Origin of the sequence: Desulfolutivibrio sp. (assembly GCF_036584575.1) — a bacterium.
Lineage (GTDB): Bacteria > Desulfobacterota > Desulfovibrionia > Desulfovibrionales > Desulfovibrionaceae > Desulfolutivibrio.
In genome coordinates, this window is sequence record NZ_JAZHDB010000080.1 from 1 (window position 1) to 26128 (window position 26128).

General features: G+C 64.9%; 28 protein-coding genes. 21 read left to right on the forward strand and 7 right to left on the reverse strand.

Translation table 11 applies throughout. From position 1 onward, the window contains the following. Positions 1–2 precede the first annotated feature (2 nt). The 8 genes from V3572_RS05930 (at position 3) to V3572_RS05965 (ending at position 8598) form a co-directional block, all read left to right on the forward strand. On the forward strand, positions 3–1577 hold the full coding sequence (locus V3572_RS05930) for an NAD(P)H-hydrate dehydratase (RefSeq protein WP_442877361.1): 1575 nt from the start codon (positions 3–5) through the stop codon (positions 1575–1577). Between the two features lie 13 nt (positions 1578–1590). After that, on the forward strand, positions 1591–2040 hold the full coding sequence (locus V3572_RS05935) for a CBS domain-containing protein (RefSeq protein ID WP_332110061.1): 450 nt from the start codon (positions 1591–1593) through the stop codon (positions 2038–2040). A gap of 10 nt (positions 2041–2050) precedes the next feature. Further along, positions 2051–2665 (forward strand): tRNA (adenosine(37)-N6)-threonylcarbamoyltransferase complex ATPase subunit type 1 TsaE, encoded by a 615-nt coding sequence (tsaE, locus tag V3572_RS05940; protein ID WP_332110062.1) that lies wholly within the window; start codon positions 2051–2053, stop codon positions 2663–2665. Between the two features lie 26 nt (positions 2666–2691). Beyond that, positions 2692–3927 carry an aspartate kinase gene (locus V3572_RS05945; RefSeq protein ID WP_332110063.1) on the forward strand — a complete coding sequence of 412 codons (1236 nt, stop codon included), beginning with the start codon at positions 2692–2694 and terminating at the stop codon, positions 3925–3927. 305 nt (positions 3928–4232) lie between these two features. After that, complete coding sequence (gene cimA, locus V3572_RS05950; RefSeq protein ID WP_332110064.1) at positions 4233–5843, forward strand: citramalate synthase; 1611 nt, start codon at positions 4233–4235, stop codon at positions 5841–5843. A gap of 121 nt (positions 5844–5964) precedes the next feature. Further along, the gene (locus V3572_RS05955; protein ID WP_332110065.1) at positions 5965–7038 is read left to right on the forward strand and encodes an acyltransferase family protein; all 1074 of its coding nucleotides are present in this window, start codon (positions 5965–5967) and stop codon (positions 7036–7038) included. Positions 7039–7140: 102 nt separating this feature from the next. Next, complete coding sequence (locus V3572_RS05960; protein WP_332110066.1) at positions 7141–7590, forward strand: universal stress protein; 450 nt, start codon at positions 7141–7143, stop codon at positions 7588–7590. Positions 7591–7734: 144 nt separating this feature from the next. Further along, positions 7735–8598 carry an AraC family transcriptional regulator gene (locus tag V3572_RS05965; protein ID WP_332110067.1) on the forward strand — a complete coding sequence of 288 codons (864 nt, stop codon included), beginning with the start codon at positions 7735–7737 and terminating at the stop codon, positions 8596–8598. A gap of 77 nt (positions 8599–8675) precedes the next feature. Here the strand turns inward: V3572_RS05965 and V3572_RS05970 are convergent, their stop codons facing one another. The 4 genes from V3572_RS05970 to V3572_RS05985 all read right to left on the reverse strand — a co-directional run bounded on the left by V3572_RS05970 (position 8676) and on the right by V3572_RS05985 (position 10946). Beyond that, entirely contained in the window at positions 8676–9092 is a 417-nt protein-coding gene (locus tag V3572_RS05970; protein WP_332110068.1) for a type II toxin-antitoxin system HicB family antitoxin, read from the reverse strand. A gap of 11 nt (positions 9093–9103) precedes the next feature. Beyond that, entirely contained in the window at positions 9104–9289 is a 186-nt protein-coding gene (locus V3572_RS05975) for a type II toxin-antitoxin system HicA family toxin (RefSeq protein WP_332110069.1), read from the reverse strand. 265 nt (positions 9290–9554) lie between these two features. Beyond that, complete coding sequence (mtnP, locus tag V3572_RS05980) at positions 9555–10298, reverse strand: S-methyl-5'-thioadenosine phosphorylase (RefSeq protein WP_332110070.1); 744 nt, start codon at positions 10296–10298, stop codon at positions 9555–9557. Between the two features lie 105 nt (positions 10299–10403). Further along, positions 10404–10946: an adenine phosphoribosyltransferase gene (locus V3572_RS05985; RefSeq protein ID WP_332110071.1), complete on the reverse strand. Its 543-nt coding sequence runs from the start codon at positions 10944–10946 to the stop codon at positions 10404–10406. 118 nt (positions 10947–11064) lie between these two features. Here V3572_RS05985 and V3572_RS05990 point away from each other — a divergent pair, with 118 nt between their 5' ends. From V3572_RS05990 to V3572_RS06015, 6 genes are all read left to right on the forward strand, one after another. Then, on the forward strand, positions 11065–12402 hold the full coding sequence (locus V3572_RS05990; protein WP_332110072.1) for an amidohydrolase: 1338 nt from the start codon (positions 11065–11067) through the stop codon (positions 12400–12402). Between the two features lie 96 nt (positions 12403–12498). Further along, positions 12499–12744, forward strand: a complete 246-nt coding sequence (locus V3572_RS05995) for a PxxKW family cysteine-rich protein (RefSeq protein ID WP_332110073.1) — start codon at positions 12499–12501, stop codon at positions 12742–12744. Between the two features lie 620 nt (positions 12745–13364). Next, positions 13365–14591 carry a M20 family metallo-hydrolase gene (locus V3572_RS06000; protein ID WP_332110074.1) on the forward strand — a complete coding sequence of 409 codons (1227 nt, stop codon included), beginning with the start codon at positions 13365–13367 and terminating at the stop codon, positions 14589–14591. Next, positions 14588–16468: a tRNA uridine-5-carboxymethylaminomethyl(34) synthesis enzyme MnmG gene (gene mnmG / locus V3572_RS06005; protein WP_332110075.1), complete on the forward strand. Its 1881-nt coding sequence runs from the start codon at positions 14588–14590 to the stop codon at positions 16466–16468. Before V3572_RS06000 ends, mnmG begins: the two co-directional genes overlap by 4 nt. Before the next feature lie 174 nt (positions 16469–16642). Next, complete coding sequence (locus V3572_RS06010) at positions 16643–17194, forward strand: hypothetical protein (protein WP_332110076.1); 552 nt, start codon at positions 16643–16645, stop codon at positions 17192–17194. Then, positions 17170–17565 carry a type II toxin-antitoxin system death-on-curing family toxin gene (locus V3572_RS06015; RefSeq protein ID WP_332110077.1) on the forward strand — a complete coding sequence of 132 codons (396 nt, stop codon included), beginning with the start codon at positions 17170–17172 and terminating at the stop codon, positions 17563–17565. Before V3572_RS06010 ends, V3572_RS06015 begins: the two co-directional genes overlap by 25 nt. Positions 17566–17661: 96 nt before the next feature. On the opposite strand, the gene V3572_RS06020 is transcribed toward V3572_RS06015, so the two are convergent. Next, entirely contained in the window at positions 17662–18663 is a 1002-nt protein-coding gene (locus tag V3572_RS06020) for a glycosyltransferase family protein (RefSeq protein WP_332110078.1), read from the reverse strand. Positions 18664–19351: 688 nt separating this feature from the next. Between V3572_RS06020 and V3572_RS06025 the strand changes: the two genes are divergently transcribed. From V3572_RS06025 to V3572_RS06040, 4 genes are all read left to right on the forward strand, one after another. Next, entirely contained in the window at positions 19352–19627 is a 276-nt protein-coding gene (locus tag V3572_RS06025) for an RNA recognition motif domain-containing protein (RefSeq protein ID WP_332110079.1), read from the forward strand. A 197-nt stretch (positions 19628–19824) separates the two neighbouring features. Beyond that, complete coding sequence (locus V3572_RS06030) at positions 19825–21198, forward strand: protoporphyrinogen/coproporphyrinogen oxidase (RefSeq protein WP_332110080.1); 1374 nt, start codon at positions 19825–19827, stop codon at positions 21196–21198. A gap of 51 nt (positions 21199–21249) precedes the next feature. Beyond that, positions 21250–22353, forward strand: coding sequence for a M24 family metallopeptidase (locus V3572_RS06035; RefSeq protein WP_332110081.1), 1104 nt, complete (start codon positions 21250–21252; stop codon positions 22351–22353). Beyond that, positions 22350–22667 carry a DUF4911 domain-containing protein gene (locus tag V3572_RS06040; RefSeq protein WP_332110082.1) on the forward strand — a complete coding sequence of 106 codons (318 nt, stop codon included), beginning with the start codon at positions 22350–22352 and terminating at the stop codon, positions 22665–22667. The genes V3572_RS06035 and V3572_RS06040 overlap by 4 nt, the downstream gene beginning before the upstream one ends. Here the strand turns inward: V3572_RS06040 and V3572_RS06045 are convergent. Both V3572_RS06045 and V3572_RS06050 read right to left on the reverse strand, forming a co-directional pair. Beyond that, positions 22654–23019 carry a response regulator transcription factor gene (locus V3572_RS06045; RefSeq protein WP_332110083.1) on the reverse strand — a complete coding sequence of 122 codons (366 nt, stop codon included), beginning with the start codon at positions 23017–23019 and terminating at the stop codon, positions 22654–22656. The genes V3572_RS06040 and V3572_RS06045 overlap by 14 nt on opposite strands. A gap of 125 nt (positions 23020–23144) precedes the next feature. Continuing rightward, the gene (locus tag V3572_RS06050) at positions 23145–23792 is read right to left on the reverse strand and encodes a hypothetical protein (RefSeq protein ID WP_332110084.1); all 648 of its coding nucleotides are present in this window, start codon (positions 23790–23792) and stop codon (positions 23145–23147) included. A gap of 424 nt (positions 23793–24216) precedes the next feature. Between V3572_RS06050 and V3572_RS06055 the strand changes: the two genes are divergently transcribed. From V3572_RS06055 to V3572_RS06065, 3 genes are all read left to right on the forward strand, one after another. Further along, entirely contained in the window at positions 24217–25599 is a 1383-nt protein-coding gene (locus V3572_RS06055; RefSeq protein ID WP_332110085.1) for a LysM peptidoglycan-binding domain-containing protein, read from the forward strand. A 140-nt stretch (positions 25600–25739) separates the two neighbouring features. Continuing rightward, the gene (locus tag V3572_RS06060; RefSeq protein WP_332110086.1) at positions 25740–25901 is read left to right on the forward strand and encodes a hypothetical protein; all 162 of its coding nucleotides are present in this window, start codon (positions 25740–25742) and stop codon (positions 25899–25901) included. A gap of 12 nt (positions 25902–25913) precedes the next feature. Next, positions 25914–26063, forward strand: coding sequence for a hypothetical protein (locus V3572_RS06065; RefSeq protein WP_163300235.1), 150 nt, complete (start codon positions 25914–25916; stop codon positions 26061–26063). Positions 26064–26128 lie beyond the last annotated feature (65 nt).

Genomic DNA, 26128 nt, shown 5'->3' on the forward strand with positions numbered 1-26128 from the left:
TCCTGCCCCCCGGCAGCGTCGTCCCCCTGCCCACCCCGGTCGAGATGGCCGCCTGGGACGCGGCGGCCATGCAGGACTTCGGATTCCATCCCCATGTGCTCATGGAGAATGCGGCCCGGGCGGCCCTCGACGTGCTCGAAGAGCAGTACGGCCCCCTGGTCGGCGCCCGGGTCCATCTCTACGCCGGTCCCGGCCAAAACGGCGGCGACGCCCTGGCCCTGGCCCGGATGCTCCATATGGCCGGGGCCGATCCCCTTCTTCTGTTGGCCCGCAAAAGGGCCCGTTTCCACAAGTCGGCGGCCTACAACCTGCGTCTGGCCGAGAAACTCGGCCTGCCCATGGCGTCCCTGTCCCGGGCCGGACACGCCCTGGCCGAACGCCCGGACATCCTTGTGGACGGACTGCTCGGCACCGGTTTTCGCGGCTCCCTGGCCCCGGATTTCGCGGCCTGGGTGGCGAAGATCAATGCCGCTTCGAGCAAAAGCCTCGTTTTTTCCCTGGACATCCCCTCGGGCCTGGACGGGGCAACCGGGCTTCCCGGCCCCGACGCCGTGCGGGCCACGGCCACGGCCACCTTCGAGGCCGCCAAGGTCGGCCTTTTTCTGCCCCATGCCCGGCCCTTCACCGGGCGCCTGCATGTCTGCCCCATCGGCATCCCGGCCCAGGTCAAGGCCGCCCATCCGGCCTCGTTTGCGGGCCTGTGCCCGGGCATCATGGACCATGCGCCCGATGCCTCGCCCCTCATGCACAAGGGGACGGCCGGAAAGGTGCTGGTCGGCGGCGGCAGCCCGGGGCTTTGCGGCGCGCCGCTTTTGTGCGCCATGGGGGCCATGCGGGCCGGGGCCGGGCTGGTCACCGTGGCCTGCCCGGCCGGGATCGAGCCTGCGGTCAAGGCCGGTCGGCCGGAGATCATGACCGCGCCCCTGCCCGAGACCTCCCCGGGGGCGGGCTGGTCGGCGGACATGGCCGAGGCGGTGCGCGCCCTGGCGACAACGGCCGACGCCGTGGTCATCGGCCCGGGACTTGGCCGCGAGGACGGGGGGGAGGCGTTTCTGGCCGGACTTTTTTCGCCCGGGCCCCTGCCCGGACCCGTGATCCTCGACGCCGACGCCCTGTTTTTTTTGGCCCGCGTGCCGGACCTGGCCACCCGGCTGGGGTCTGGCGCGGTGCTCACCCCGCATCCCGGGGAGATGGCCCGACTGCTCGGCCTGTCCGTGGCCGAGGTGGAGGCCGACCGTCCCGGGGCGGCCCGGACCCTGGCGGCGCGCACCGGGGCCGTGGTCGTACTCAAGGGACCGGGCACGGTCATCGTGGACGGTTCCCATGCGGGCTCGCCGGCCATCCTGTCGCCCCATGCCGCGCCAAACCTGGCCGTGGGCGGGTCCGGCGACGTGCTGGCCGGGGTCGTGGTCCGGCTTTTGGCCGCCGGGTGCTCCCCCTTGCTTGCGGCCTGCCTCGGGGTGTATTGGCATGGCCTTTGCGGGGAACGCCTTTCCCGGCGCTTTCCCCGGCGGGGGAACACGGCCGTGGACATCGCCGACGCCCTGCCCCGGGTGTTTCGCCACCCCCAACCATAAAGAAGGACCAAGCATGCTCAAAGCCAAAGACGTCATGACCCGCGAGGTGGTGACCGTCACCCCGGACACGGAAATCTCCCAGGCCGCCCGCCTGCTCTTGGACAAGGGCATAAACGGCCTGCCGGTCGTCACCCCCCAGGGGGCGGTGGTGGGCATCCTGTGCCAGAGCGATCTGGTGGCCCAGCAGAAAAAGATCTCCCTGCCCTCGGTCTTCTCCCTGCTCGACGGATTCGTGCCCCTAAGCTCCATGAAGGATCTGGACCGGGAGATGGAAAAAATCACGGCCATGACCGTGGAATCGGCCATGACCCCGAAACCCGTCTGCGTCACCCCCGAGACCTTTGTCGACGAGGTGGCCACGCTCATGACCGACCGCAATTTCCACACCGTCCCGGTGGTGGACGGCGGAAAACTGGCCGGGGTCATCGGCATGCGCGACATCTTAAACGCCATCGTGAAATAGACGCCGCCCCATGCCCTGCGTCCCCACCGCCGTGGTTCTCGCGGAGGCCTCCCGCACCGTGCGCCTGGGGGCCGTCGTGGGAACGGTCCTGAAAAACGCCCAGGGCGTGACCGTTGTGCTCTTGCGCGGCGACCTGGGATCGGGCAAAACCACCTTCATTCGCGGATTGGCCGAAAACCTGCCCGGCGGTGACGAAGCCGAGGTGGCAAGCCCCAGTTTCAACCTGGTCAACATCTATCCCACCCGGCCGGAAGTGGTGCACATGGACCTCTACCGCCTACACGGGGAAGAGGCCCGGGAGCTGTTCGAGGACAGCGCCGAGTTCCTGGACGGACAGGCGTCCGGCATGACCGGCGGCCCAGGCCAGGCGGACACGGGGCGCGACCGTCCGGGGCGCATTCTGGCCGTGGAATGGGCCGAGCATCTGCCCCAGGACTGCCTGGAACGCGACCATCTGGCCTTTTTTTTCAGGCCCTCTTTCGCGGGGCGGATGGTGGAGATCAGCGCCCACGGCCCCACGGCCGAGGCGCTCTTGTCCGCCCTGGCGCCCCATCTGGAGATCTTTTCCGGGGACGGCGGCCAAGGCCCCCCACCCGGCGACACGGATCCTCGGGACCGCGCCTGACGCGGCCCCGGCAACGCGGAGGAAGCATGCGTATATTGGTGCAAAAATACGGCGGCACGTCGGTTGCCGGGCTGGATCGCATGAAGCAGGTCGAGGCCCGGGTGAAAAAAGGCCTGGCGGAAGGCTTCAAGGTGGTGGTGGTGCTCTCGGCCATGTCCGGGGAGACCAACCGCCTTTTGGGGCTGGCCAGGCAATGGTCCGCCAATCCGGACCTCTCCGAGTGCGACGCCCTGGTGACCACGGGCGAGCAGGTCTCGGTGACCCTGTTCGCCATGCTGCTCAAAGACGCGGGCATCAAATGCCGCTCGGTCATGGGCTTCCAGATCCCCATCCTGACCAACAACAATTACGGCCGGGCCCGCATCCTGGAAATCGACAACGCCAAACTGCTGGACATGCTCGACGAGTTCGACGTGCTGGTGGTGGCCGGGTTCCAGGGGGTGAGCTGTCACGGGCGGCTGACGACGCTTGGGCGCGGCGGCTCGGACACCACGGGCGTGGCCCTGGCGGCGGCGCTTTCCGCCGACGTGTGCGAGATCTACACCGACGTCAAGGGCGTCTACACCACCGATCCCAACATGTGCTCCACGGCCCGCAAGCTGGACCGCATAAGCTACGACGAAATGCTGGAATTCTCCAGCATGGGGGCCAAGGTCTTGCAGATCAGGTCCGTGGAGTTCGCCAAGAAATACAATGTTCCTGTCCGGGTGCGTTCGACGTTCTGCGACGATCCCGGCACATTGGTCACCCAGGAGGACGAGCTGATGGAAGACGTGCTGGTTTCGGGCATCGCCTACGACAAGGATCAGTGCCGCATCACCGTATTCAACGTCATGGATTGTCCCGGCGTGGCCGCCGCCATCTTCAGCCCCATCTCCGATGCGGGCATCCTGGTGGACATGATCGTGCAGAACACCAGCCGCGACGGCCGCACGGACATGACCTTCACCGTATCCCGGACCAATCTGGAAAAGACCCTGGAGATCCTTTCCCGCGACAACAAGGACATCGGCGCGGTGGAAGTGCAGCACGATTTGAACGTATGCAAGGTTTCGGTCATCGGCGTGGGCATGCGCAACCACTCGGGCGTGGCCTCCATGATGTTCACCTGTCTGCGCAACGAAAACATCAACATCCTCATGATCTCCACATCGGAAATCAAGATCACCTGCCTTATCGAGGAAAAGTATCTGGAACTGGCCGTACGCGCCCTGCACGACGCCTTCGGCCTGGACAGGGCGGGCGGTGATCGGGTCTGCTGATCAACGCTTGCAGATGCAGGCCGCACCCGATACCATGTTTGAAAAACGGGGCGAAACAGGAACCGCGCGCCAGGGCCGGGGAAAGCCCCCCAGTCGCGCTGTTCCAGTTGAAAGGACTGTGTTGTAACGCCGCAATTCCTTCCGTACCGCGTGCCGATGCACCCTTTTGTTTCAGGCTCTTTTTTTTAACATGCTTTTTTTCATACCGCACAGAGAGAAACGGTCCCTGCCGCCTCCGGGCGGGGGCCGCACGCGCGGACACACATCCGGCGCCCCCCGGCCGGGACAGGGACGTAAAACAGGCCATGGACAGAATCGACATCTACGACACCACACTGCGTGACGGCACCCAGGCCGAGGACATCAACCTGACCACCGAGGACAAGATCCGGGTGGCGGTGAAACTCGACGAACTGGGCGTGGCCTACATCGAGGGCGGCTGGCCGGGATCGAACCCCACGGACAAGCGGTTTTTCAAGGAAATCCGCAACTACGACCTGAAAACCGCCAGGGTGGCGGCCTTCGGCAGCACCCACAATCCCAAGTCCACGGCCGAGGCCGACCCCAACCTCAAGGCCCTTCTGGCCGCCGAGACCGAGGTGCTGACCATCTTCGGCAAGTGTTGGGGCATCCACGTCACCGAGGCCCTGCGCACCACCCTGGAGCGCAATCTGGAGATCATCGCCGGTTCCCTGGCCTATCTGCGCCCCCATGCCCGGGAGCTTTTTTTCGACGCCGAGCATTTCTTCGACGGCTTCAAGGCCGACCCCGACTACGCCCTGGCCGCCCTGGCCACGGCGCACAAGGCTGGGGCCGACGCGCTTGTCCTGTGCGACACCAACGGCGGAACCCTGCCCCACGATCTGGGCGAGATGGTGCGCACAGTGCGGGCCGCCCTGCCAGGGGCCGTTCTCGGCATCCATCCCCACAACGACTCAGGGCTGGCCGTGGCCAACGCCCTGGAGGGCGTGCGCCAGGGGGCGACCCATGTGCAGGGGACCATCAACGGCTACGGCGAACGCTGCGGCAACGCCAACCTGTGCGCCATCATCCCCAACCTGGAGCTCAAGTTCGGCCAGTCCTGCCTGCCGGAGGGACGTCTGCCGCTTCTGGCCCCGATAGCCACCTTTGTGGCCGAGGTGGCCAACCTGGCCCCGTTTTCCCGGCAACCCTACGTGGGAGATTCCGCCTTCGCCCACAAGGGGGGGGTGCATGTCAGCGCCGTGGCCCGCAACCCCTTGACCTACGAACACATCGATCCCTCCCTGGTGGGCAACCGGCGCCGGGTGCTGTTGTCCGATCTCTCGGGCCAGAGCAACATCCTGTTCAAGGCCCGGGAATACGGCTTCGAGTTGGACAAAAATGATCCCTTCGTTCTGGAGCTTTTGACCACCATCAAGGATCGCGAGAGCAAGGGCTACGAATATTCGGCGGCCGAGGCCTCCTATGAGCTGTTGCTCAACCGGGTGCTGGGCCGGGCCCGCTCCTATTTCACGCCGATCCATTACCGCATCCTGGACGATCAGGCCTTCACCCGCGACGAACTGACCACCGAGGCCACGGTGATGATCAAGGTGGGCGGCAGTCTCAAGCACACCGCCTCCACCGGCCGGGGTCCGGTCAACGCCCTGGACCGGGCGCTACGCAAGGCGCTGCGGGGCTTTTATCCGCGCCTAAGCGAAATGCGCCTTTTGGATTTCAAGGTGCGGGTGTTGACCTCGGCCAACCGGGAGGAATCGGGCACGGCGTCGTACGTGCGGGTGCTGTGCCAGTCCGGGGATCAGAACCGGCGCTGGACCACGGTGGGGGTGTCCCACAACGTCATCGAGGCCAGTTGGCAGGCGTTGGAAGACTCCATCAACTATAAGCTGTTCATCGACGACAAGGACAAGTTGACCCGGGCGCTCCGGGGCTGAGTCAGGGCGGCGGTGCGAGTCGTCCGGCATCGCTGCGGCTGCAGATTCGGATAACAGGATTCAGGGGGCGACGCCCCGAACGTCGGATGGGACGTTCGGGGCGCTTCCACAGGGACGAGACATGGGCGCCATCCGTTTTCTTTTGGCCATTACCGTGGTCATCAACCACACCGGGCCCCTGTTCGGACTGGTTTTTACCGACGCCTATATTGCGATTAAAATTTTCTTCATCATCTCGGGCTTTTATATGTCGCTCATCCTGAGCGAAAAATATGTCGGCCCCGGGAGCTACCGCCTGTTCATCACCAACCGGATCTTGCGCCTTTTTCCGGCCTACTGGGTCATCCTGGCCCTGGCCGTGGCGGTTTCCCTCTTTTTCCGAATGTTTCTGGACTCCTCGCTGCTGCTTGGCCCCTGGTTTACGCGGCAGGATTACCTCAGCCCCCTCTCCGCCGCCGCCCTGGTCCTGGCCAACCTGTGCATCGTCGGTCAGGACATCCTTTTTTTCATGGGCCTGACAAAGGACGCCGGGATGTTGTATTTCGACGCCAACGCCCTGCTTTCCCCCCAGCCTGCCTGGTTTTTTCTCCTGATTCCCCAGGCCTGGACCCTGTCCCTGGAACTCATCTTCTACCTCATGGCTCCGTTTCTGGTGCGCCGCAGGCTGGCGCTGCTGTTGCTTCTGGCAGGGGCGAGCTTCGCCGTGCGCTGGTACATCTATCGTGTGGAGCTCCCCATCGATCCTTGGGAACAACGGTTTTTTCCGGCTGAATTCGGGTTCTTCATCCTGGGCATCCTGTGCCACCGTTTCTATACCAGGATCACCACCCGGCCCATGCGCCCCTGGCTCCCCCAGGCGGTGACCTTAAGCTTTTTAGGCTATCTCGCGGTCTACCAGTTTCTCCCCGGCGGATTCGCCAAGGAGCTTCTCACCTACGCTCTGGCCATTTTCGCGCTCCCCTACGCCTTTGTGTTCACCAAGTATGTGACCTGGGACCGCACCATCGGCGAACTCTCCTATCCCATCTACATCTCGCACTGGCTGATCATCGTCGTGGTGCGCTACTTCTATCCCCCGGCCATGCTCCCCATCCTGTCCGTGGTGATCTCTGTGGGCTTCTGCTTTGCCTTCAACGTCTTTTTTTCGGATCGCATCGAGCGCTACCGGCAAAAACGCGTTCTGGCCGCCAGTTGAGCACTCCTGGCGCCTCGTCCGCCCCTTTCCATCGCCCGGGGCTTGGGCTAGGGTATGGCCATCGTTTCACAATCCCAACGTTTAAACCCACGGGAGCTGTATATGGCCAAGATCGAGACGATTCTCTGCGCCCTGGATTTTTCCGAGGTCAGTCCCAAGGTGGCGGATTATGCGCGGCTTCTGACCGACGCCTTCGGGGCCAAACTGGTGGTGCTGTATGTGGCCCCCTCGCTCAACCAATATGTGGAGTTCCACGTCCAGGCCAGCTACATCGACAACTTCGTCCAGGGCATCGTGACCGGGGCCACGGAGACCATGGACGCCTTTTTGAAGGAGCATTTTCCGGGACAAAACGTGGAAGGCCGGGTGGCCACGGGATATGCGGCGGAAGAAATCTTAAACGCCGCCAAGGACGTCAAGGCCGACCTGATCGTCCTGGGCACCCACGGCCGCAAGGGCATCGACAAGATCCTCTTCGGCTCCGTGGCCGAGAAGGTCATCAAAAGTGCTGTGGTTCCGGTCATGAGCATGCGTCCTGACCCGGAGAAATAACACCCGGGATGCGCCCTGCCGCCTTGTCACCGCCGGGAGACCGGCGGTTTTTTTTGGTTCCGGGCCTGGCTGGGGGCGACATTCGCAAAAACGGTCAAGCGGCGTCCCAAGCGACCTGCTATCACCGCGCCCATGGAGACACGCGTGGCGCGAGACGACTACCGGCAGCGCATCAACCGGGTTTTGGCCTGCATGGAAGGCAACCTGGACGCGCTGCCCTCCCTGGAGCATCTGGCCGGGCTGGCCCACTATTCGCCGCACCATTTCCACCGGGTGTTCACCGGCATGGTGGGGGAATCCCTGGCCGCCTACGCCAGACGGCTGCGCCTGGAGCGGGCGGCCATGTTTTTGGCCCGAACGGCCCGGCCGGTGACGGACATCGCGCTTGGCAGCGCCTACGACAGCCACGAGGCCTTCACCCGGGCCTTCAAGGCCCATTTCGACGTCTCGCCCAGCGCCTACCGGGAGGCCGCCCGCCGGGGGCTGCCCCTGCCCAAATGCCCCGTGCCTCCGCCCACACCACAAGGAGACATCGCCATGGACGCAAAAATCGTTTTCTTCCCCGTCACGAAGGTGGCCTACGTGCGCCACGTGGGCCCCTACGCAGGCTGCCACGCGGCCTGGGAAACCCTGTGCGGATGGGCCGGGCCCAAGGGCCTGCTCGGGCCGCAGGCCCGGGTCATCGGGGTCTGCCACGACGACCCCGAGGTCACGCCGCCGGAAAAAATCCGTTACGACGCCTGCCTCACCGTGCCCGAAGGGGTGACGGCCGAGGGGCCGGTGGGGATCATGGACATCGGCGGCGGGGACTATGCCATGGCCCTGCACGAAGGGCCCTATTCCGGGCTGCACCAAAGCTACGCCACCCTGTGCGGCGTGGAGCTGCCGAAGCTTTCCCGGGAGCCCGGCTACGCCCCGAGTTTTGAAATCTACGTCAACGACCCGGCCACCACGCCGCCCAAGGATCTGCGCACGGAGATCTACATCCCCCTGCTCCCCAAGGCGTAACCCGCCCGGCCGAAAACGGAAAAACGGCCGGTGGCGCAAGCCCCCGGCCGATTTATGGCGTAAAACCCCATTTTCGTTCATTCAAACGACAAAACCAGCTTCTTCCCCATCACGGCGGCAACCCGATCCAGGCTTTTTAAGCTCGGCCAGTGGGAGGGGTCTTCCAGACGCCTGGCCGAGGGCCATGAGGTTCCCAGGGCGCGGGCCACTTCTGCCAGGGACCGTGCGCCGCGCGCGAACCGCACCAGAAGCGCCGCCTGGACCTTGGCGTCCGGGGCCACGGCGTCCGCGTCCGGCGGGACTGCCTCCGGTCGCGGGATGGCGTGCCCATTCTCGAGCTTGAAGGCCAGCATGCCCGACAGGGCCTCGACCGCGTTGCACAGGGCCTCGTCGCGGGTCGAACCTTCGGTGAAGACATCTTCGAAATCCGGAAAACGGACGAAGAAGCCTCCTCCCGGCTCGGCTTCGAGCACCACGGGATACCGTATGTCCATGTCCGCAACTCCTATTTCAGATCCACGCCGGTCTGGCGGGCGATGGCGGCGAGGAGCCCGGGACCGATATCCTTGGCGCCATGCACCGGGACCGGGACGGCACAGCCGTCCTTGGCCATAATATGGTGACTTCCGGAAATCCGGTCCAACTTCCAACCGGCAGCCTTGAGCCGCCGGAGCACTTCCTTCCCATTCATAATAAATACACCTAAAATGATCTATTGTCAACAGTTCATCACGGCGCCCCCGTTCCGCCAGGCAAGGTCGAGACGAAGCGCGCGGTCCCTCACGGCGAAGACGTGTCGGCAGTGCGCGCCCCGTGAAACCGACACGTCACCCGGTCCCCGGGAAACGCCGCAATCTTCGTCCCGCGCGGGCCGTCCATGGCTGTTCCCCGACAACAAAGACACGGCCGAAGACTTTCGCCCCCGGCCGTATAAACCATCCCGCACCCAGACGGATTTACAGCGCCTTGATGGTCTCGACCAGAAGCGACGTCACCTTTTCCGCGTTTTCCTTGAAGATATGCACGATCTCGTCCCAGGTCACGGGCGGCTCGTCGGTCTTCCAGCAGTCGTAGTCCGTGGACATGGCCACGGCCGCATACGGCGTCCCGGCCTCGGCCGCCAGGCCGCATTCCGTGGAGATGCTCATGTTGATGACGTCGGCCCCCCACAGGCGGAACATGTTGGACTCGGCCCGGGTGGAGAAGCGCGGTCCCTCGATGGTCACCGCCGTGCCCGTCTCGTGGTGCCGGTAGCCGAGCTTTTTACACTCGGCGATGAGCACCTCGCGCAGCTTCGGGGTGAACGGCTCGGCCATGGGAGTGTGCAGGGGCTCGTGGGGCTTGAAATGGTCGTGGAAGGACAGACGGCGAAGCCGGGTAAAGTCGATGAACTGGTCCAAAATGACCAGATCGCCGCGCCGGATGTCCTCACGAAGCGACCCCACGGCCGTGGTGGCCAGAATGGCCGCGCATCCGGCTTCCTTGAGGGCCCAGATGTTGGCCCGGTAGTTGACCTGGGTGGGCGGTGCGGTGTGCTGGCGGCCGTGCCGGGCCAAGAGCGCCACCTCGCGTCCGGCGATTTTCCCCACCCGCAGGGTGGAGTTGGGCGGCCCGTAGGGGGTGTCCATCTCCAGGTCCGTGGCGTTTTCCAAAATGTGCGGATCATCCAGGCCGCTGCCGCCGATGATGCCGATGCGCATAGGGTTTTCCTTTGTCGTTCCCGCCCCTTCTCGTGCGGCCCAGGCCGCGCGGACAGGGCGGACGGTCAGTCGATGGTTCCCCGGGGCGCCTTTTGGCGCCGCCGATCAGGCGCAGGAGGGCTTTTTGTCCGGCGTGCCCACATGCACCACGCTCTGCACGCTGTAGCCGTCCAGGCCGTCCTTGCCGTTTAAGAAATCCAGCTCCACCAAAACGCCCACGCCCGCGATTTCGGCCCCGAAGGACTCCACCAGCTTCAAAACGCCCTTGAGCGTGCCCCCCGTGGCCAGCAGGTCGTCCACGACCAGCACCTTCTCGCCCTTAAGCACGGCGTCCTCATGCATACACAGGGTGTCCGTGCCGTATTCCAGGTCGTAGGTCACGCTCTGGGTCTTGTAGGGCAGCTTGCCGGGCTTGCGCACGGGCACGAACCCGATGCGCATCTTGTAGGCCAGGGCCGCGCCGAAAATAAATCCCCGGGCCTCGGCGGCCACAATCTTGGTGGGGTTGGCGTCGGCGAACCGGGCGGCCATCATGTCCACGGCGTGATGAAAGGCCTTGCCGTCGCCCAAAAGGGGGGTGATGTCCAAAAAGACGATGCCTTCCTTGGGGAAGTCGTAAATTTCACGAAGCAATGCGCGCAGATCCATGAGGCCTCCTTGTTCGGGGAACATGCCGCTCAACCCTTGCGCTCCTATCGGGTTTGCCGCAACCCGTCAAGAATACGGCCGATTGCATCCCGACGGTCAGCAGCGTAAAAGCCAGGGCATGAGAAACGACGCCTCCATGCCCACCCCCTGCGACACCCTGGTCACCGCTTCCCACATCCTCACCCAGAACGCCGCCCGGGAGACCGTGACGGACGGGGCCGTGGCCATATCCGGCGGCCGCATTGTCGCCGTGGGACCGCGCGCCGAACTGGCCGCCGCATTCGTTGCGGCCGAAACGCTTGCCATGGGCCAGGCCCTGATCCTGCCCGGCCTGGTCAACACCCATACCCACGCGGCCATGACGCTTTTTCGAGGCCTAGCCGACGACCTGCCCGTGGCCGACTGGCTGCACAACCACATCTGGCCCATGGAAAGACTGCTCACCCCAGAAGCCGTGCATCTGGGCTCGCTTGTGGCCTGCGCCGAGATGCTGGCCTGCGGAGCCACCTGTTTTGCGGATCTCTATTTCTTCTCCGAACAGACCGCCCGGGCCGCCGACGCATTCGGCATGCGGGCCGTGGTCGGCGAGGGCGTGCTCGACTTCCCCACCCCCTCGGCCCAAACCCCGGCCGAGGCCCTGGACATCTCCCGCGCCCTCTTCGATCATCTGCGCGGCCACCCGCGCCTGAAAGCCATGGTGGTGGCCCATTCGCCCTACGCCGCCTCGGACGCCACCCTCACCGCCTGCGCCGCCCTGGCCCGGCGGGAACACGCCGTCTTCACCCTGCACGCCGCCGAGGGCGTTACGGAAAACGCCGACAGCCTGGAGAAAACCGGCAAACGGGTCATCCCCCACCTGCATTCCCTGGGAATTTTGGGGGAAAACTGCCTGCTCGCCCACTGCGTCCACACCGACGACAACGACCTGGACCTCCTGGCCGCAACCGGAACCCGGGTGGCCCACTGCCCCAGAAGCAACGCCAAACTGGCCTCGGGGACGGCCCCGGTCCCGGCCATGCAGCAACGGGGCGTCACCGTGGGCCTGGGCACGGACGGCGCAGCCAGCAACAACACCCTGAACCTTTTCGCCGAAATGAACTGCGCCAGCCTGACCCACAAACTGGCCACCGGCGACCCCACGGCCTTCCCGACCCGGGCCGCCCTGGATTCGGCCACCCTCTCGGGCGCGGCCTGCCTGGGCATCCCGGACATCGGGGCCATCGTCCCGGGCGGCCACGCCGACCTGGCGGTCCTGTCGCTTGCCCGGCCGAACATGGTCCCCTTTTTCGACGCGCCCTCCCAGATCGTCTACGCCGCCTCCGGGGCCGAGGTGGTCCTGACCATGGTGGCAGGCCGCGTGGTCTACCGGGACGGCCGGTTCCCGGGCATGGACGTTGCGGCCCTTTTCCGGGAGGCCCGGGACATGGCCGTGAGCCTGGCTGCAAAACGGCCTTGACAAGTCCGGGCAAATGAATAAAAGGGCCTGTTTCTCGCACAAACACGAATAGACAGCAACGGACGCCCCGCGCGTCATTTTTCATGGAGGAAACCCATGTCCGCCCAGACCATCACCGTCAACGGCATCGAATGCCATCCCATCGTCGAGAAGTGCCAGGGCTGCGAACGCACCAAGGAAGTCGAAGGCGCCACCTACTGCACCAGCTATCCCCTGCCCGAGCGCAAGTGGGCCCAGAAGGTGTGCAATTTCGCCACCCACGTAAAGCTTGAGATCGACAAGGGCGGCAAGGTCAACATCAACCCCTTGAAGGCATCCAAGCGCGCCGCTCGCGGCCGTTAATGGCGGAATAGTTAGTTTTTTCTTAAAAAATACTGACGTATTTTTTAAGTGGGGGGGAGCGCGCCGCCCGCAGCCGGTAATGGCGCAAGAGATTGATTTTTATTAAAAAATACTGACGTATTTTTTAAGTGGGGGGAGCGCGCCGCTCGCGGCCGGCAACGGCGTAATCGATGGATTTTCTTAAAAATGCCGCCGTATTTTCAAGGGTGAAGCGCGCCGCCCGCGGCCGGTAGCCCACGCTTCGGGACTGCGGTTTCGGGGACTGCCTCCGGCGGCCAAAGGGGCGCGGCCCCTTTGGAATCCCCTCCCGGGGAGAACCGTGCGCCCCGCCTTTTTTGCCCGAGGGCGGCCCACGCGCATCAGGATTTCATGCCGGGGGAACCAGTTGGTTCCCCCGGTTTTTTGACGTTCCCGCGTCTGCCCGAAACGGCCTTGCGGTCTCACGCGGCCAGGCGTCGCCGTGGGCGCATTCCTTGAGCCGCTCGAAATCGCCCGGGGCTTGGCCTTGCGGTCTCGCGCGGCCAGGCGTTGCCTTGGGCGCGGCAACCGGCTATCCTGGCGCATCCCCACGCCGGGCACGGGGCCGCGCCCCACCGGCCAACGCCATCCCCGAGGTTTTCATGCTCGACACCGTGCTCGACTTCCTTGACGCCCAGCGCGACGAAATCATCGCCCTGCAACGCCGCATGACCGCCATCCCGGCCCTGGGGCCGCTCAATGGCGGCGACGGCGAACGCCGCAAGGCCGACGACCTGATCCTGTATCTGAAAAGCCTGGGACTGCCCGAGGCCAGGGAATTCAGCGCCCCGGACGACCGGGTCTCCTGCGGCCACCGCCCCAACCTGGCCGTGGTCATCCCCGGCGCAGACGCCTCGCGCACCTTCTGGACCATCTCCCACATCGACGTGGTGCCCCCGGGCGACCTGTCCCTGTGGGACAGCGACCCCTACGAGCTGGTGGTGGACGGCGACATCCTCCGGGGCCGGGGCGTGGAGGACAACCAGCAGGCCATCGCCGCCTCGGTGATCCTGGCCAAGGCCCTTGCGGCAAAGGGCCTCACCCCGCCCATGAATTACGGCATGCTGTTTGTCGCCGACGAAGAAACCGGCAGCAAGCACGGCCTGGATTACGTCCTGGCCCAGCATCCCGGGATTTTCACGCCGCGCGACCTCTTTCTCATCCCGGACTTCGGCCGCCCGGACGGGGAAATGGTCGAGGTGGCCGAAAAAAGCATGCTGTGGCTGAAGTTTTCGCTTTTCGGCCGACAATGCCACGCCTCCACCCCGGACGAGGGGAGAAACACCTTCGTGGCCGCCTCCGACCTGGCGCTGAGGCTGCTTACCCTGCACGAGACCTTCCCGGACCAGGACGAACTTTTCGCGCCGCCGCGCTCCACGTTTTCGCCCACCAAGAAAGAGGCCAACGTGGAGAACATCAACACCATCCCCGGCCGCGACGTGTTCTACATGGACTGCCGAGTGCTGCCCGTCTACGACCTGGACGACGTGCTGGCCGCCGTGCGCGACATCTGCGCCGCCGTGGCCGACGCCCGGGGCGTGGAGGTCGCCATCGAGATCGTGCAAAAAGAACAGGCCTCGCCCGCGACCCCGCTGGACAGCGAGATCGTGACCCGGCTTCTGCCCGCCATCCGGGCCGTGTGCCATAACGACCCCAGGCCCATGGGCATCGGCGGCGGCACCGTGGCCGCCTTCCTGCGCAAGCGGGGCTTTGCGGCCGTGGTCTGGTCCTGCCTCATGCACAACGCCCATCAGCCCAATGAACAATCGAGCATCGCCAAGACCATCGCCGACGCCAAGGTCATGGCCCGGGTGCTCCTCGACCGATGACCGAAAAACCCTCCCTTCCCGACCGTTTCGACCTGGCGGTGGTAGGCGCGGGGCACGCCGGGTGCGAGGCGGCCATGGCCGCCTCCCGCCTGGGCCTGGCCACGCTGCTTTTGACCATAAACGTGGACCGCATCGGGCATCTGTCCTGCAACCCGGCCATCGGCGGCCTGGCCAAGGGCCACATGGTGCGCGAGATCGACGCCCTGGGCGGCATGATGGGCCTGTGGGCCGACGAGGCAGGCATCCAGTTCCGGACGCTCAACACCCGCAAGGGCCCGGCCGTGCGGGCCACCCGGGCCCAGATCGACCGCGACGCCTACCTGCGCGTGGTAAGGCGCGACATCTTCGCCCAAAAAAACCTGTGGGTGTTCCAGGACATGGCGCAGGACATCCTGACTGAAAACGGGCGCGTCTGCGGGGTGCGCACGCTTTTGGGCCAGCAGTTCGCGGCCCGGGCCGTGTGCGTGACCACGGGCACGTTTTTGCGCGGCCTCATCCATGTCGGCCTGGACCATTTTCCCGGCGGCCGTCTGGGCGACCCTCCCTCGACAGGGCTTTCGGCCAGCCTGGAGTCGCTTGGCCTGTCCCTGGGACGGCTCAAGACCGGCACCACGCCGAGGCTTCTGGCGGCCAGCGTGGACTTTGAAAAGACCACGCCCCAGCCCGGCGACGCCCCGCCCCCGGGGTTCAGCTTCCACGGCCCGGGTCCGGTCCTGCGCCAGGTTCCCTGCCACCTGACCTACACCAATGCGGCGGCCCACGCCGCCATCCGGGAGGGGTTTTCCCGCTCGCCGCTTTTCACCGGGGTCATCCAGGGCACGGGGGCCCGCTACTGCCCGTCCATCGAGGACAAGGTGGCCCGGTTTCCGGACAAGGAACGGCATCAGGTCTTCATCGAGCCCGAGGGGCTGGAGAGTCCCGAAGTCTATCCCAACGGCATCCCCACCAGCCTGCCGCTGGACGTGCAAAAAAAGATGCTGGCGGCCATCCCGGGCCTGGAAAAGGCCCAGATCGTGCGCCCGGGCTACGCCATCGAATACGATTTCGCCTTCCCCACCCAGCTTGCCCCTACGCTTGAGGCCAAGGCCGTGCCGGGACTCTATCTGGCCGGACAGATCAACGGCACCTCGGGCTATGAGGAGGCCGCAGCCCAGGGATTGTGGGCGGCCGTGAACGCCTTTTGCGCCCTCTCCGGGCGCGCCCCCTTCCTGCCCGGCCGGGACCAGGCCTACATGGCGGTCCTGGTGGACGACCTGGTGACCAAGGGCACCACCGAACCTTACCGCATGTTCACCTCCCGGGCCGAACACCGCCTGCTTTTACGCGAGGGCAACGCCGACGCCCGGCTCACCCCGCTTGGCCGTGAGCTGGGGCTGGTGGGCGACGCCCAACACCACGCTTTTCTGGATAAAATGCGGGCCGTGGCAGCCTTGTCCGCGGCCATGGCCGCCACCCGGGTGCGGCTTGACGAGACCCCCCAGGCCTTGCGCGACAAAATCGGCCCCACAGAGCTGAAATCGGCCCTTCTGGCCGAACTGGTGCGCCGCCCGGAAATCGAGATCGCCGACGTGCTGCCGCTGGTCCCGGAGATGGGCGGAAGCGCCCCGGACGTGTGCGTCGAGGTGGAGACGGGCATCAAGTACGAGGGCTATCTGAAACGCCAGGAGGAACTGGTGTCCCGGGCCGGACGCCGGGAGGCCTCGCCCATCCCGCCCGACTTGGACTATGCGGCCATCCCCGGGCTCTCCCGGGAGGCCGTGGAAAAACTCAGCCGGGTGGCCCCCCGGACCATGGGCCAGGCCGGACGCATCTCGGGCATCACCCCGGCGGCCCTGTCCTGCATCGAGATTCGCTTAAAAAAGCTCGGCATCGCGTAGCGTCGCGCACTGCCCGGGAATCTTCCCGAGACTTCTTTTTGTCCAATCCCGGCTGAATCCGCAACCACGCCGGACGTAGCGCCCGCGTTGACGGAATCCGCGCCAGAGACTACAGATTTCCATATCCTTGTGCGATGGACGCACCGACACACACTTCCCCACACAGGATTCGGCATGCCCGTTCCCGCCACGAAATATACCGACCTTATCCACGCCGTAAACGACATCGTCACCTCCGGCAGGCGCGACGAGGTGGCGCTCATGCGGATCCGTCGACAGGCAGAACGTCTTCTGGACGCAGACAGGATTGGAGCGTTGACGGTGCTCGGCGCCGTGGCCGGACTTCTGGGCGACGAAAAGACCATGCATGTCCGGCATCTGGCCGTGTTGGAACTGACGGACGGCAGCTATGACGCCCTATACAACTACGCCAACACCCTGGCCTGGGCGGGCAACTTTTCCAGCGCCCTGGCCATGGCGAAGCAGGCCTACGAGGCCTCCCACGACCCTGCCGCCCTGGACCTCATGATCATCGCCGCACATGCCCTGGGTCTGGCCTCTTTTTTCCGCACGCTGTGCGCCCAGTGGCTCGAGTCGACCGGCCGCCCGCATGAGTTGGAGACCGGGGAACCGCCTGCCGGGCACATCCGCGACACCGTCATGGCCCGCCTCGAAGACGACATGTCCCGGAACGCGGAGCTATGGACACGCCTTTCGAATGTGTGACGCTGGCCGAGATCGTCGAGGCCAACCGCAGGCTGACCACACGCTTCGGCGGGCGGCACGCCCTGATGCAGCCCGGTTCCCTGGAACACGCCCTGGCCCGGGTGCACGGCGTGATCCCCGGCGATCCCGAACTTCCCACCGCCACGGCCAAGGCCGCCTTCCTGTGCCTGCGCCTGGCCCAGGGCCACTTCTTTTTTGACGGCAACAAACGCACCGCCTTCTGGACCTGCACAGAGACTTTACATCGCAATGGATTTCGCCTGTCGATTGATCTGGACGACGTGGTCGGGCGCATGGTGGCCATGGCGCTCAAAGAGATGGACGTTCGAGACGTGGAGCGCTGGCTTCTGACTGGACTTTTTCGCCTCTGACACGTCCATTGACCTTTATCCGGGTTCGGTGCCCCGAACCCCGCCCGCAGTCAGGCATTTCAGCGGCTTCTTCCATGCCAGGACGCGAAGCGCGCCCTACGCCTTGTCGCCTCTGCGTCCCATCTCCAGATAGACGGCGGCCTCGGGAGCGGGACGCAGGGCCTCGGCCCAGTGCAGGTACAGGGGACGAAGCACCTTTGAAAACAGGGACGCGGCTGTGTCCAGTCTGGCCGCGATCAGGCCTTCAAAAGGCCGGTGTCCCTGGATGAAATCCACCAGGGCGGCGGCCCGATGCTCGGGACGATGGGCGCATCGCACCAGGGCCTCCCCTGCGGCGCCCACCCGCTCCCGCCGGGGCGCGTCGGCCAGAAGCCCTTCCGTCAGTTCGGCCGCAGCCCGGGCGTCCATGGCCGGATAGGTGAACAGGTGTTCGCCCGGGGTAAAAAGCTCGGACTGGCCGTGGCCCACCTCGGGGGTCAAAAGGCACGCCCCGCAGGCCAGGGCCTCGAAGACCCGGAAATTGAGGTCCCCGCCTTCGGCCACGTTGAGCACCAGCTTGGCCGTGGGGAACAGGTCGCGGTACGCGCCCCGGGTGACCCAAAGCCCCGGCACGAGCCGTCCCAGTTCGGCCAGGAAGGCATGCCGCCCGGGGGTCAGCACGGGATCGACCTTGCCCACGAACAGCAGGTCGTGGATCTTTGGCGCATCCTTTGGCCGATCCTCCAGGCGCGGAAAAGGCGGCAGCCACATGACCCGATCCGCCCCCAGGCGGGAGACGAACCGGGGCAGGTGGTCCCGAAGGCTCACGGCGCACAGGTCAAACGCCTGGGCATAGTCCGGATACCAAGCGTGAATGTGGCTGTCCACGCAGTAGAAAACCGTCAGGCAGGGAAAGCGTTCGAGGCCCGAAAAGGGCGGCGGGCCGGACTTGTCCGAATAGACCACCACATCCGGAACGCCCCCCGCCAGCCGGACCACATCGGCAAAGGAGAGCACCTGGAGCGGGTCCAGGGGCACGACGGCCACCCCGGGGCACACGGCCCGCATGCCCGCATCCAGGGGATGCCGTCCGACCCAGGCGATGCGCAGGGTCTCCATCGCGATCCACCTCCCGCAACCGGGCCGGTCGCCCGGCCACCGCATGTTTTGCCCATCCCCCTGACCATTCGCCATTTTCACCGGAAAAACAAGGTGTTCATCCATCTCCAAACACCTGTCTGGCCTGCAAAACGGTTTTCTCCATGCGCCATCAGGCATTTTTCCAAAGCATCCACTCTAGAAACGGCGGTCGCTTCCGGCCCCTGGCGCATTTGTTTCCATGCCCGGCCCAAAGAGCAAGGAGGAGGAACGCCACGCTTTGCGTGCTCGGCCTTCGCTAAAGGGGGTTTTCCGCACACGGCATGGTGCGGCCTCGTTCGTTTTACCTTCGGGGTACGGTATTGTTTTCATCAATTTTCGGCCTGGCGAAAAAATTTCGTATCGTCGTCCATGCGGCAGCACAAACCCCTTGCCGGTCCATATCTTTTGCGCTACGGGGAAAGTGTTCGCCCAAGATCGTGTCGCCTTCCCGGTGGTCGCGGAATGGCGGCTGATAGTGAGCGCGATCTGATCCTTCAGATGTCCACGGCAGTGAGGCCGCCCGCCGCGTGTATCATCCGCCGCATAAACGGAGTTCCGACGTCCGACAAGCCGCCTGGTCGCGGTACACCCGTTTTGCTGCGAGTCTGCGGCAGTCTTCGTCCGTGGCTTCTGAGCCAATGCCTTGAGAAAAGGGAGTCTTTCACTCATGCCCAAGAACATTTATGTCGGCAACCTGCCCTTTCGGGCCTCCGAAGACAACGTCCGCGATCTTTTTGCCCAGTATGGCGCCGTATCCTCCGTCAAGCTCATCTCCGACCGGGAGACGGGCAAGCCGCGCGGCTTCGGCTTTGTGGAAATGGATGACGACACCGAGGCCGACGCGGCCATCGAGGCCTTAAACGGCAAGGATTACGAAGGTCGCAGCCTGAAGGTCAACGAGGCCAAACCCCGGGCCCCCAAGCCCAGTCGTCCCGCCTGGTAGACTTTTTCCCGTCGCGACACGCCGCGTGCGGCATGTCGTGACGCTGCATCCCCCCGGGGCGGCCCGATTCGGGCGGCTGCGGGCCGCCTGGGGAGAGGGGCTTTTATTTGCCTCGCCTTCCGTCCGGCCAACCCCCTACTCTTTTCTCCCGGCACATTTTTTGTATACCCTGCGCAAACCCCTGTGCGGAGGATGCCGTGCGCGTCAAATATCTGATCATCGGCGCCGGACCCACCGGGCTTGGCGCAGCGGACAGGCTGCGTGAGCTTGGTCACGACGATTTCCTCGTCCTGGAGGCCAACGGCCATGTGGGCGGCCTGTCCGCCAGTTTCACGGACCCGGCCGGATTCACCTGGGATCTGGGCGGACATGTGGTCTTTTCCCATTTCGAGCATTTCGACCGGCTTCTGGACGAGCTTTTGGGCGACCATGTCCTCACCCACCAGCGCGAGGCCTGGATACGCCTGGCCGACACCTGGGTGCCCTATCCCTTCCAGAACAACATCCGCCGCCTGCCCCCGGACATGGTCTGGGAATGCGTGCAGGGCCTTTTGGCCGTCGCCCGAAACGGCGCGTCGACCAGCCCTCCCGCCCACTTCCGGGAGTGGATCGAGAAGAGCTTCGGGCCGGGCATCGCCCGGCTGTTCATGCTCCCCTACAATTTCAAGGTCTGGGCCCATCCCCCGGAAACCATGTCCCACCGCTGGATAGGGGAACGGGTCAGCGTGGTGGACCTGGCCCGGGTGCTGGAGAACATCATCCGCAGCCGCGACGACGTGTCCTGGGGCCCCAACCGGACCTTCGCCTTCCCCCTCACGGGAGGCACGGGCGAGATCTTCCGCCGCCTGGCCGCGCGTTTTACCGACCGCGTGCGGCTCGACCAGAAAACCGTGGCCGTGGACATGGCCCAAAAGACCGTGCGCACCGCCGCCGGGTTGACCGTGTCCTACGACCGGCTCCTGACCACCATGCCCCTGGACCGCTTCGTCCTGGACGTGGCCCAGGGCCTGCCCGACGCCGCCCGCCAGGCCGCCGCCCGGCTCAAGCACAACGGCGCGCTCATCGCAGGCATCGGCATCGACGGCCACCGCCCGGACTCCAAATGCTGGATGTATTTTCCCGAGTCCAACTGCCCCTTTTACCGGGTCACCAACTTCCACAACTATTCCTACAACAACACCCCCTCCCCCGACGGCACGGTCCCCCGCCACCGGGCGCTGATGACCGAGGTGTCGTTTTCCGGGCACAAGCCCGAAGACGGGGCCGATCACATCGAGCGGGCCGTGGCCGGGCTCGGGGCCGCCGGACTGCTCGAACCCGGAGAGCAGGCCCGGGTGGTCTCCACCTGGCAGACCCGCCTGGACTACGCCTATCCCATTCCGTGCCTTTCCCGGGACGGCGCCCTGGCCGTGATTCAACCCCTGCTGGAGGCGGCGGACATCTTTTCCCGGGGCCGGTTCGGCGGTTTCAAATACGAGGTGGGCAACATGGACCACTCGGTCATGCAGGGCGCCCAGTGGGCCGAGCGCATGGTCGCGGGAACCCCGGAGACGGTCTACCGCCTGGGCTAAGACCAACCCAAGCCGAAAAATCGGGTGGCGGGCGTTGACGCCGGGGTCGACATGCGGCTAAATCCCGGCATGGAAAACACCAACGATACCACCCACGTGTACGCCGCCAGGCGGGACCGCCTGCGCGCCAGCCTAGCCGCCGCAGGCCACGAAGCCCTGCTCGTCTCCCATGCCGCCAATCGCTATTACTTAAGCGGCTTCGAGCTCCATGACGCCCAGTGCAACGAATCCTCGGGCATGCTCCTGATCACGACCAGCGGCCGGGACCAGCTCCTGACCGATCCCCGGTTCCTGGACGCGGCCCGCAGGCTGTGGCCGACAGACGGCATCTTCATCTATTCCTCCAACCGGTATCAGGCCATGGGCGAACTTTTCAAGTCCATGGGCCTTGGGAAGATCCTCTTCGAGGCCAAAAGCCTGTCCTACGACACCCACGCCCTGCTCTCGGAACACATGGACATGATCCCCTGCACGGGATTCGTGGAAAGCCTGCGCCTGTACAAGGAGCCGGGCGAGATCGCGCTGTTGCGCCGTTCCTGCGCCGTCAACCACGCGGTCATGGCCCGGCTGCCGGATGTGCTGCTACCGGGGATCACCGAGGCCGAGGCGGCCTGGGAGATTGAGAAGCTCTTCCGGGAATTCGGGGCCAGCGAGCTGTCCTTTCCGTCCATTGTGGCCGTCGATGAAAACGCCGCCATGCCCCACGCCGTCCCCGGATCCAAGGCGGCCACGGACGCCAGCCTGGTCCTGGTGGATGTAGGCGGCCGCCTGGACGGCTACTGCTCGGACCAGACCCGCACCTTCTGGGTTGGCGACAGCCCCTCGGATCGCTTCCAACGCACCCTGGACATGGTCCAGGAGGCCCAAAACGCGGCCCTGACGGCCATTCGCCCCGGGCTCTCCTACCGGGACGCCTATATGCTGGCCAAAAACGCCTTCGCGGCCCATGGGGTGGACGCGGCCTTCACCCATTCCCTGGGGCACGGCATCGGCCTGGAGACCCACGAGGCCCCGAGCCTGAGCCCCTATGCCGAGGGACGCCTTTCCCCGGGGATGGTGATCACGGTGGAGCCGGGGCTGTACGACCCGGCCTGGGGGGGCGTGCGCTGGGAATACATGGTGCTTGTCACAGGCGACGGCTGCGAGATCCTGTGAGACGGCGGCCACGGCGACGCCCGCCCTATCTGCCGCCCGGGAATTCCGAGCGGCTGTACCTGTCCCTACCCGGGGCGGACGTCGGCCTGTTGCGTTTTCTGCTGGAGGGCTACGGCCATGTGGCGTGCATGAGCGTGGTGGACCGCTATGCGGCCGTGGTGCGTCTTTTTTTTGCACCGACGGCGCGGGAGGAGGTGCTGGAGTTTGTGGCGGCTGCGGCGCACGAAATTCCGGGGCTGGTCCTGCGTTTTGATCCCCGGGACCGGCCCGGACATGACCTGACGGCGCAGGCAGCCTGCGTCAGTCCGCCGTGAGGCGGTGAACGGCGTCCAGGAGTTCGCTTTCGCTGAAGGGTTTGACCAGGATGTCGTTGGCCCCGAAGGTCTTGGCGTGGTGCAAAAAATCCATCCCCATGCTGGGGGAGCCCCCGGAAATGGCCAGCACCCTGCAGTTTCCCGCTTCGCGAATGTCTTGGATGGTCTCAATGCCGTCTTTTTCCGGCATGAAGATGTCTAAAATGACCAAATCCACGGGATGGGCGTGAAAAAGCCGCATTCCGGCCTTGCCGTCCGTGGCCTCCAAGACGGCATGCCCCTCCTCCTCAAGATACAGCCGCATCACGCTACGGATGGTTTCGTCATCATCGATGACCAGGATGGTTTTCATGGACGCGGGCCTTTGCGGTGGATTCCGGCGCAAGGCGGGCACAGCCGGGAAAACATGCGGCGCGGCCGTGTCGCCGGTTGTGCCGTTGTACCCCGGTCGGACATTTTTTCAAGGAAAAAGGCGCTTCATCCGGCCGTGAAATCGTACATGTCCAGCCGCTGGCCATTGGCGTCGAGCAAAACCGGATCGATCATGCTCATGCCCCGACTTTCGCCCATTTCCATGGACATCTCCCGGCCGTCGTAGAACAGCCCCGTAAGCAGGGCGTCCTCGAAAAAGAAATCGTCGAACCGGGTAATTTCGGCCGAAAGCTTGTCGGGCTCGAACTCTCCGTCGAAATCCGGCAGGGTGAACACCATGGCGCCCTTGTCCACGGACCCCAGGAGTGCGGCCACCTGGCCTTCCCCGACCTTCCCGGCCACGGAGGCCAGGGTCGGAGACGTAACGCGCGTCGCCAGCCCCGACGTCCCAAGCGTGGTGACGCGTCCCTGGCAGGAGGCGGTCAGTTCCAGGCCGCTTTCGAAGACCGCAGCGATCAGATGGATGTGTTTGGGCAGGGCCAGCCAGCCGTTCCACTCCTGGCCCGACTCCCGGGCGAAGGCGGCGGCCATGCGCTCGTCGAAATACACCACGCCCTTGAAGCAATTCCCGGCGAAATAGGGGGTGTTGTTTTTTCCCCAACAGTGGCGAAAGACCTTGGAGACGAAGTTTTTGTGCAACGCGGTGACTAAAACCTGCTCGATGTCGCCGTCTGTCTTGACCACCAATGGCATAGCGAAACTCTCTTTGTTTCGGGTTCCAAGCAATACCTTATGGACCATACCCTGTCCTGACGGCTCGGGCAAGGCAGGAACACGGTCCCAGGGCCGCAACGTTTCGCCCCGGCCAAGAAATCGACGCCAGGAGCCCCCGGGGCCGCCGCATTCCTTCCGCCATGCCGCCTTGTCCGGCCGCCCGCCACCAGGGGGCGGCCCGTCGTCGCCCCGGCAGACACGCCCCGCTCCCGGGCCGTCTCCCTGCTCCAAGCCCCCCCCGGGGGGCGTCGCAAGGCCATCCAAGTCAGTCAACCCATTGAAATACCGAACTCTCTAAAAAAAGTTGCCCCTTTTTCCGTAAACGTCTACAGTCCCGACCTCACAGACACGTCGTTTTGGCTCGTTTTCAGATCGAACTCCTCGTTCTCACCAAGGTGGACATATGCCCCGAACGTTCCGTATTTCCATGTTTTTTGTCTTCATATTGCCCCTTTTCGCCATCCACTTCCTGCTTTCCACACCCTGTGCCCAGGCCTATGCCGTCAAATCCGGCGACACCCCGGGCGGGATCGCCCAAAAACATGGCCTTTCCACCCAGGATCTGCTCAAGGCCAATCCCGGACTTGATCCGAAGAAGATGCGCGTGGGCCAGGAAATCACCATCCCCGGGGCGAAGCCCCAGCTAAAAGCGGCCGAGGGCAAGCCTCGCCAGGACGAAAAGGCGTCAAAAAAGCCCGCTGAGGAAAAGGCGAAGGCCGCCGAGGAAAAAGCCAAGCCTGCCGAAGAGAAGGCCAAATCCGCCCCTGCGGCGTCCGGCGGGGCATACACCGTGCAAAAGGGCGATACGCCGCAAGCCATCGCCGCCAAGCTGGGCATCTCCGTCCCTGAGCTGCTCAAGGCCAATAACAACCTCGACCCCCGCAAGCTCAAGGTCGGGCAGACCCTCAAAGCCCCTGGCGCCGTGGCGGAGAAGCCCGAAAAAAGTGAGCCCAAGGCCGAGCCCAAGGCCGAAGCCAAGAAGGCGGCAGAGACCGTCCAGCACAAGGTCAAGCGCGGGGAAACCCTGGGCGCCATCGCCTCACGCTACGGCACGACCGTCGAGGCCATCCAAATACTCAACCCCGCCGCTGCCTCCGGCAAGGTCAAAACCGGCGTTCGGCTGAACATTCCGTCCGGCCAGACGCCTGCCCCCGCCGCCCGGCAGACCCCGCCATCGGCCGAACCGGAAATCGCCGCCGAACCGGGGCGAGAAGCCGAACCGGAAACGCCCGTCGCCACTCCGGCCTCCCCGACCGACCCGACCGCCACATCCGGCGCGACCTCGCCCGAGCCCGCTGCGGCCGAGCCGGAAACCGGCAGCCCGGCCGACGCCGAAGGCTATTTCGAGAAAGGCAATGAGCTTGGCAAGCAAAACAAGTATCAAAAGGCCATCGAGCAGTTCGACCGGGCCATCAAGCTCAACCCCAACCGGGCCGACTACTATGCCAGCCGGGGACACGCCTTCTATTACATGAAGCTCTACACCCGGGCTGTCGAGGATTACACCCAGGCCATCGAACGCAACCAGTCCTTCGCCCTGGCCTATTCCATGCGCGGCTTGAGCCATACCCGGGCCGGACACTTTGACAAGGCCCTGGAAGATTACAACAAGGCCATCTCCCTTGGCCCCAAGGAAGCCGACTATTACAAAGGGCGCGGCTATACCTATTTTCATCTCAAGCAGTACGGCCCCATGTGCGAGGATTACCAGAAGGCTTGCACCTTCGGCGATTGCGAACTCCTGGAAACGGCACGCAAGGAAAACCTTTGCACGAAGGGGAGCTGATCCCCCGCCTGGGCGGAGCATGGACGCCTTTTGCCGCGTCCGTGTTGACGATGCCGCACACGTCGGCAACACTCCTATGGGTATGCGCCAGGCATGGCACGGCTCAACATGTCCCGCTTGACGCATCCAAAAGACGGCGCATGAAATCTTCCGGTCGGTTTTCCCTGGCCCTGGGCAGGGAGACGCTCTCCTGCCACCCCCGGCTGATGTCGGCCCGTCGCGTGCATCCCCGGCCCGGCCAGCCCGCCATGCCCCACGGCGCGCCCGGCGTTGCGCCGGTTTGCGCCCGGGCGCGGCGCTAAGGAGACTTTCCCGTGCTTTCCTATATCGTCTGGGCTGCGGTCATCGGGGTGTGTTTTTTCCTCGGGGCCAAACTGACCTTCCAGGTGCGCGAACGCAAAAAAAAGCAGTTGCGTATCGACTTCGACCAGGCCAAGGAACGGGAAAAGGACGGCCGCCTGTAGTCGCACGCCCTGCCTTTTCCCAAAAAATACGCCGCCCGGGATGGCCCTGGCGGCGTTTGCGCGTT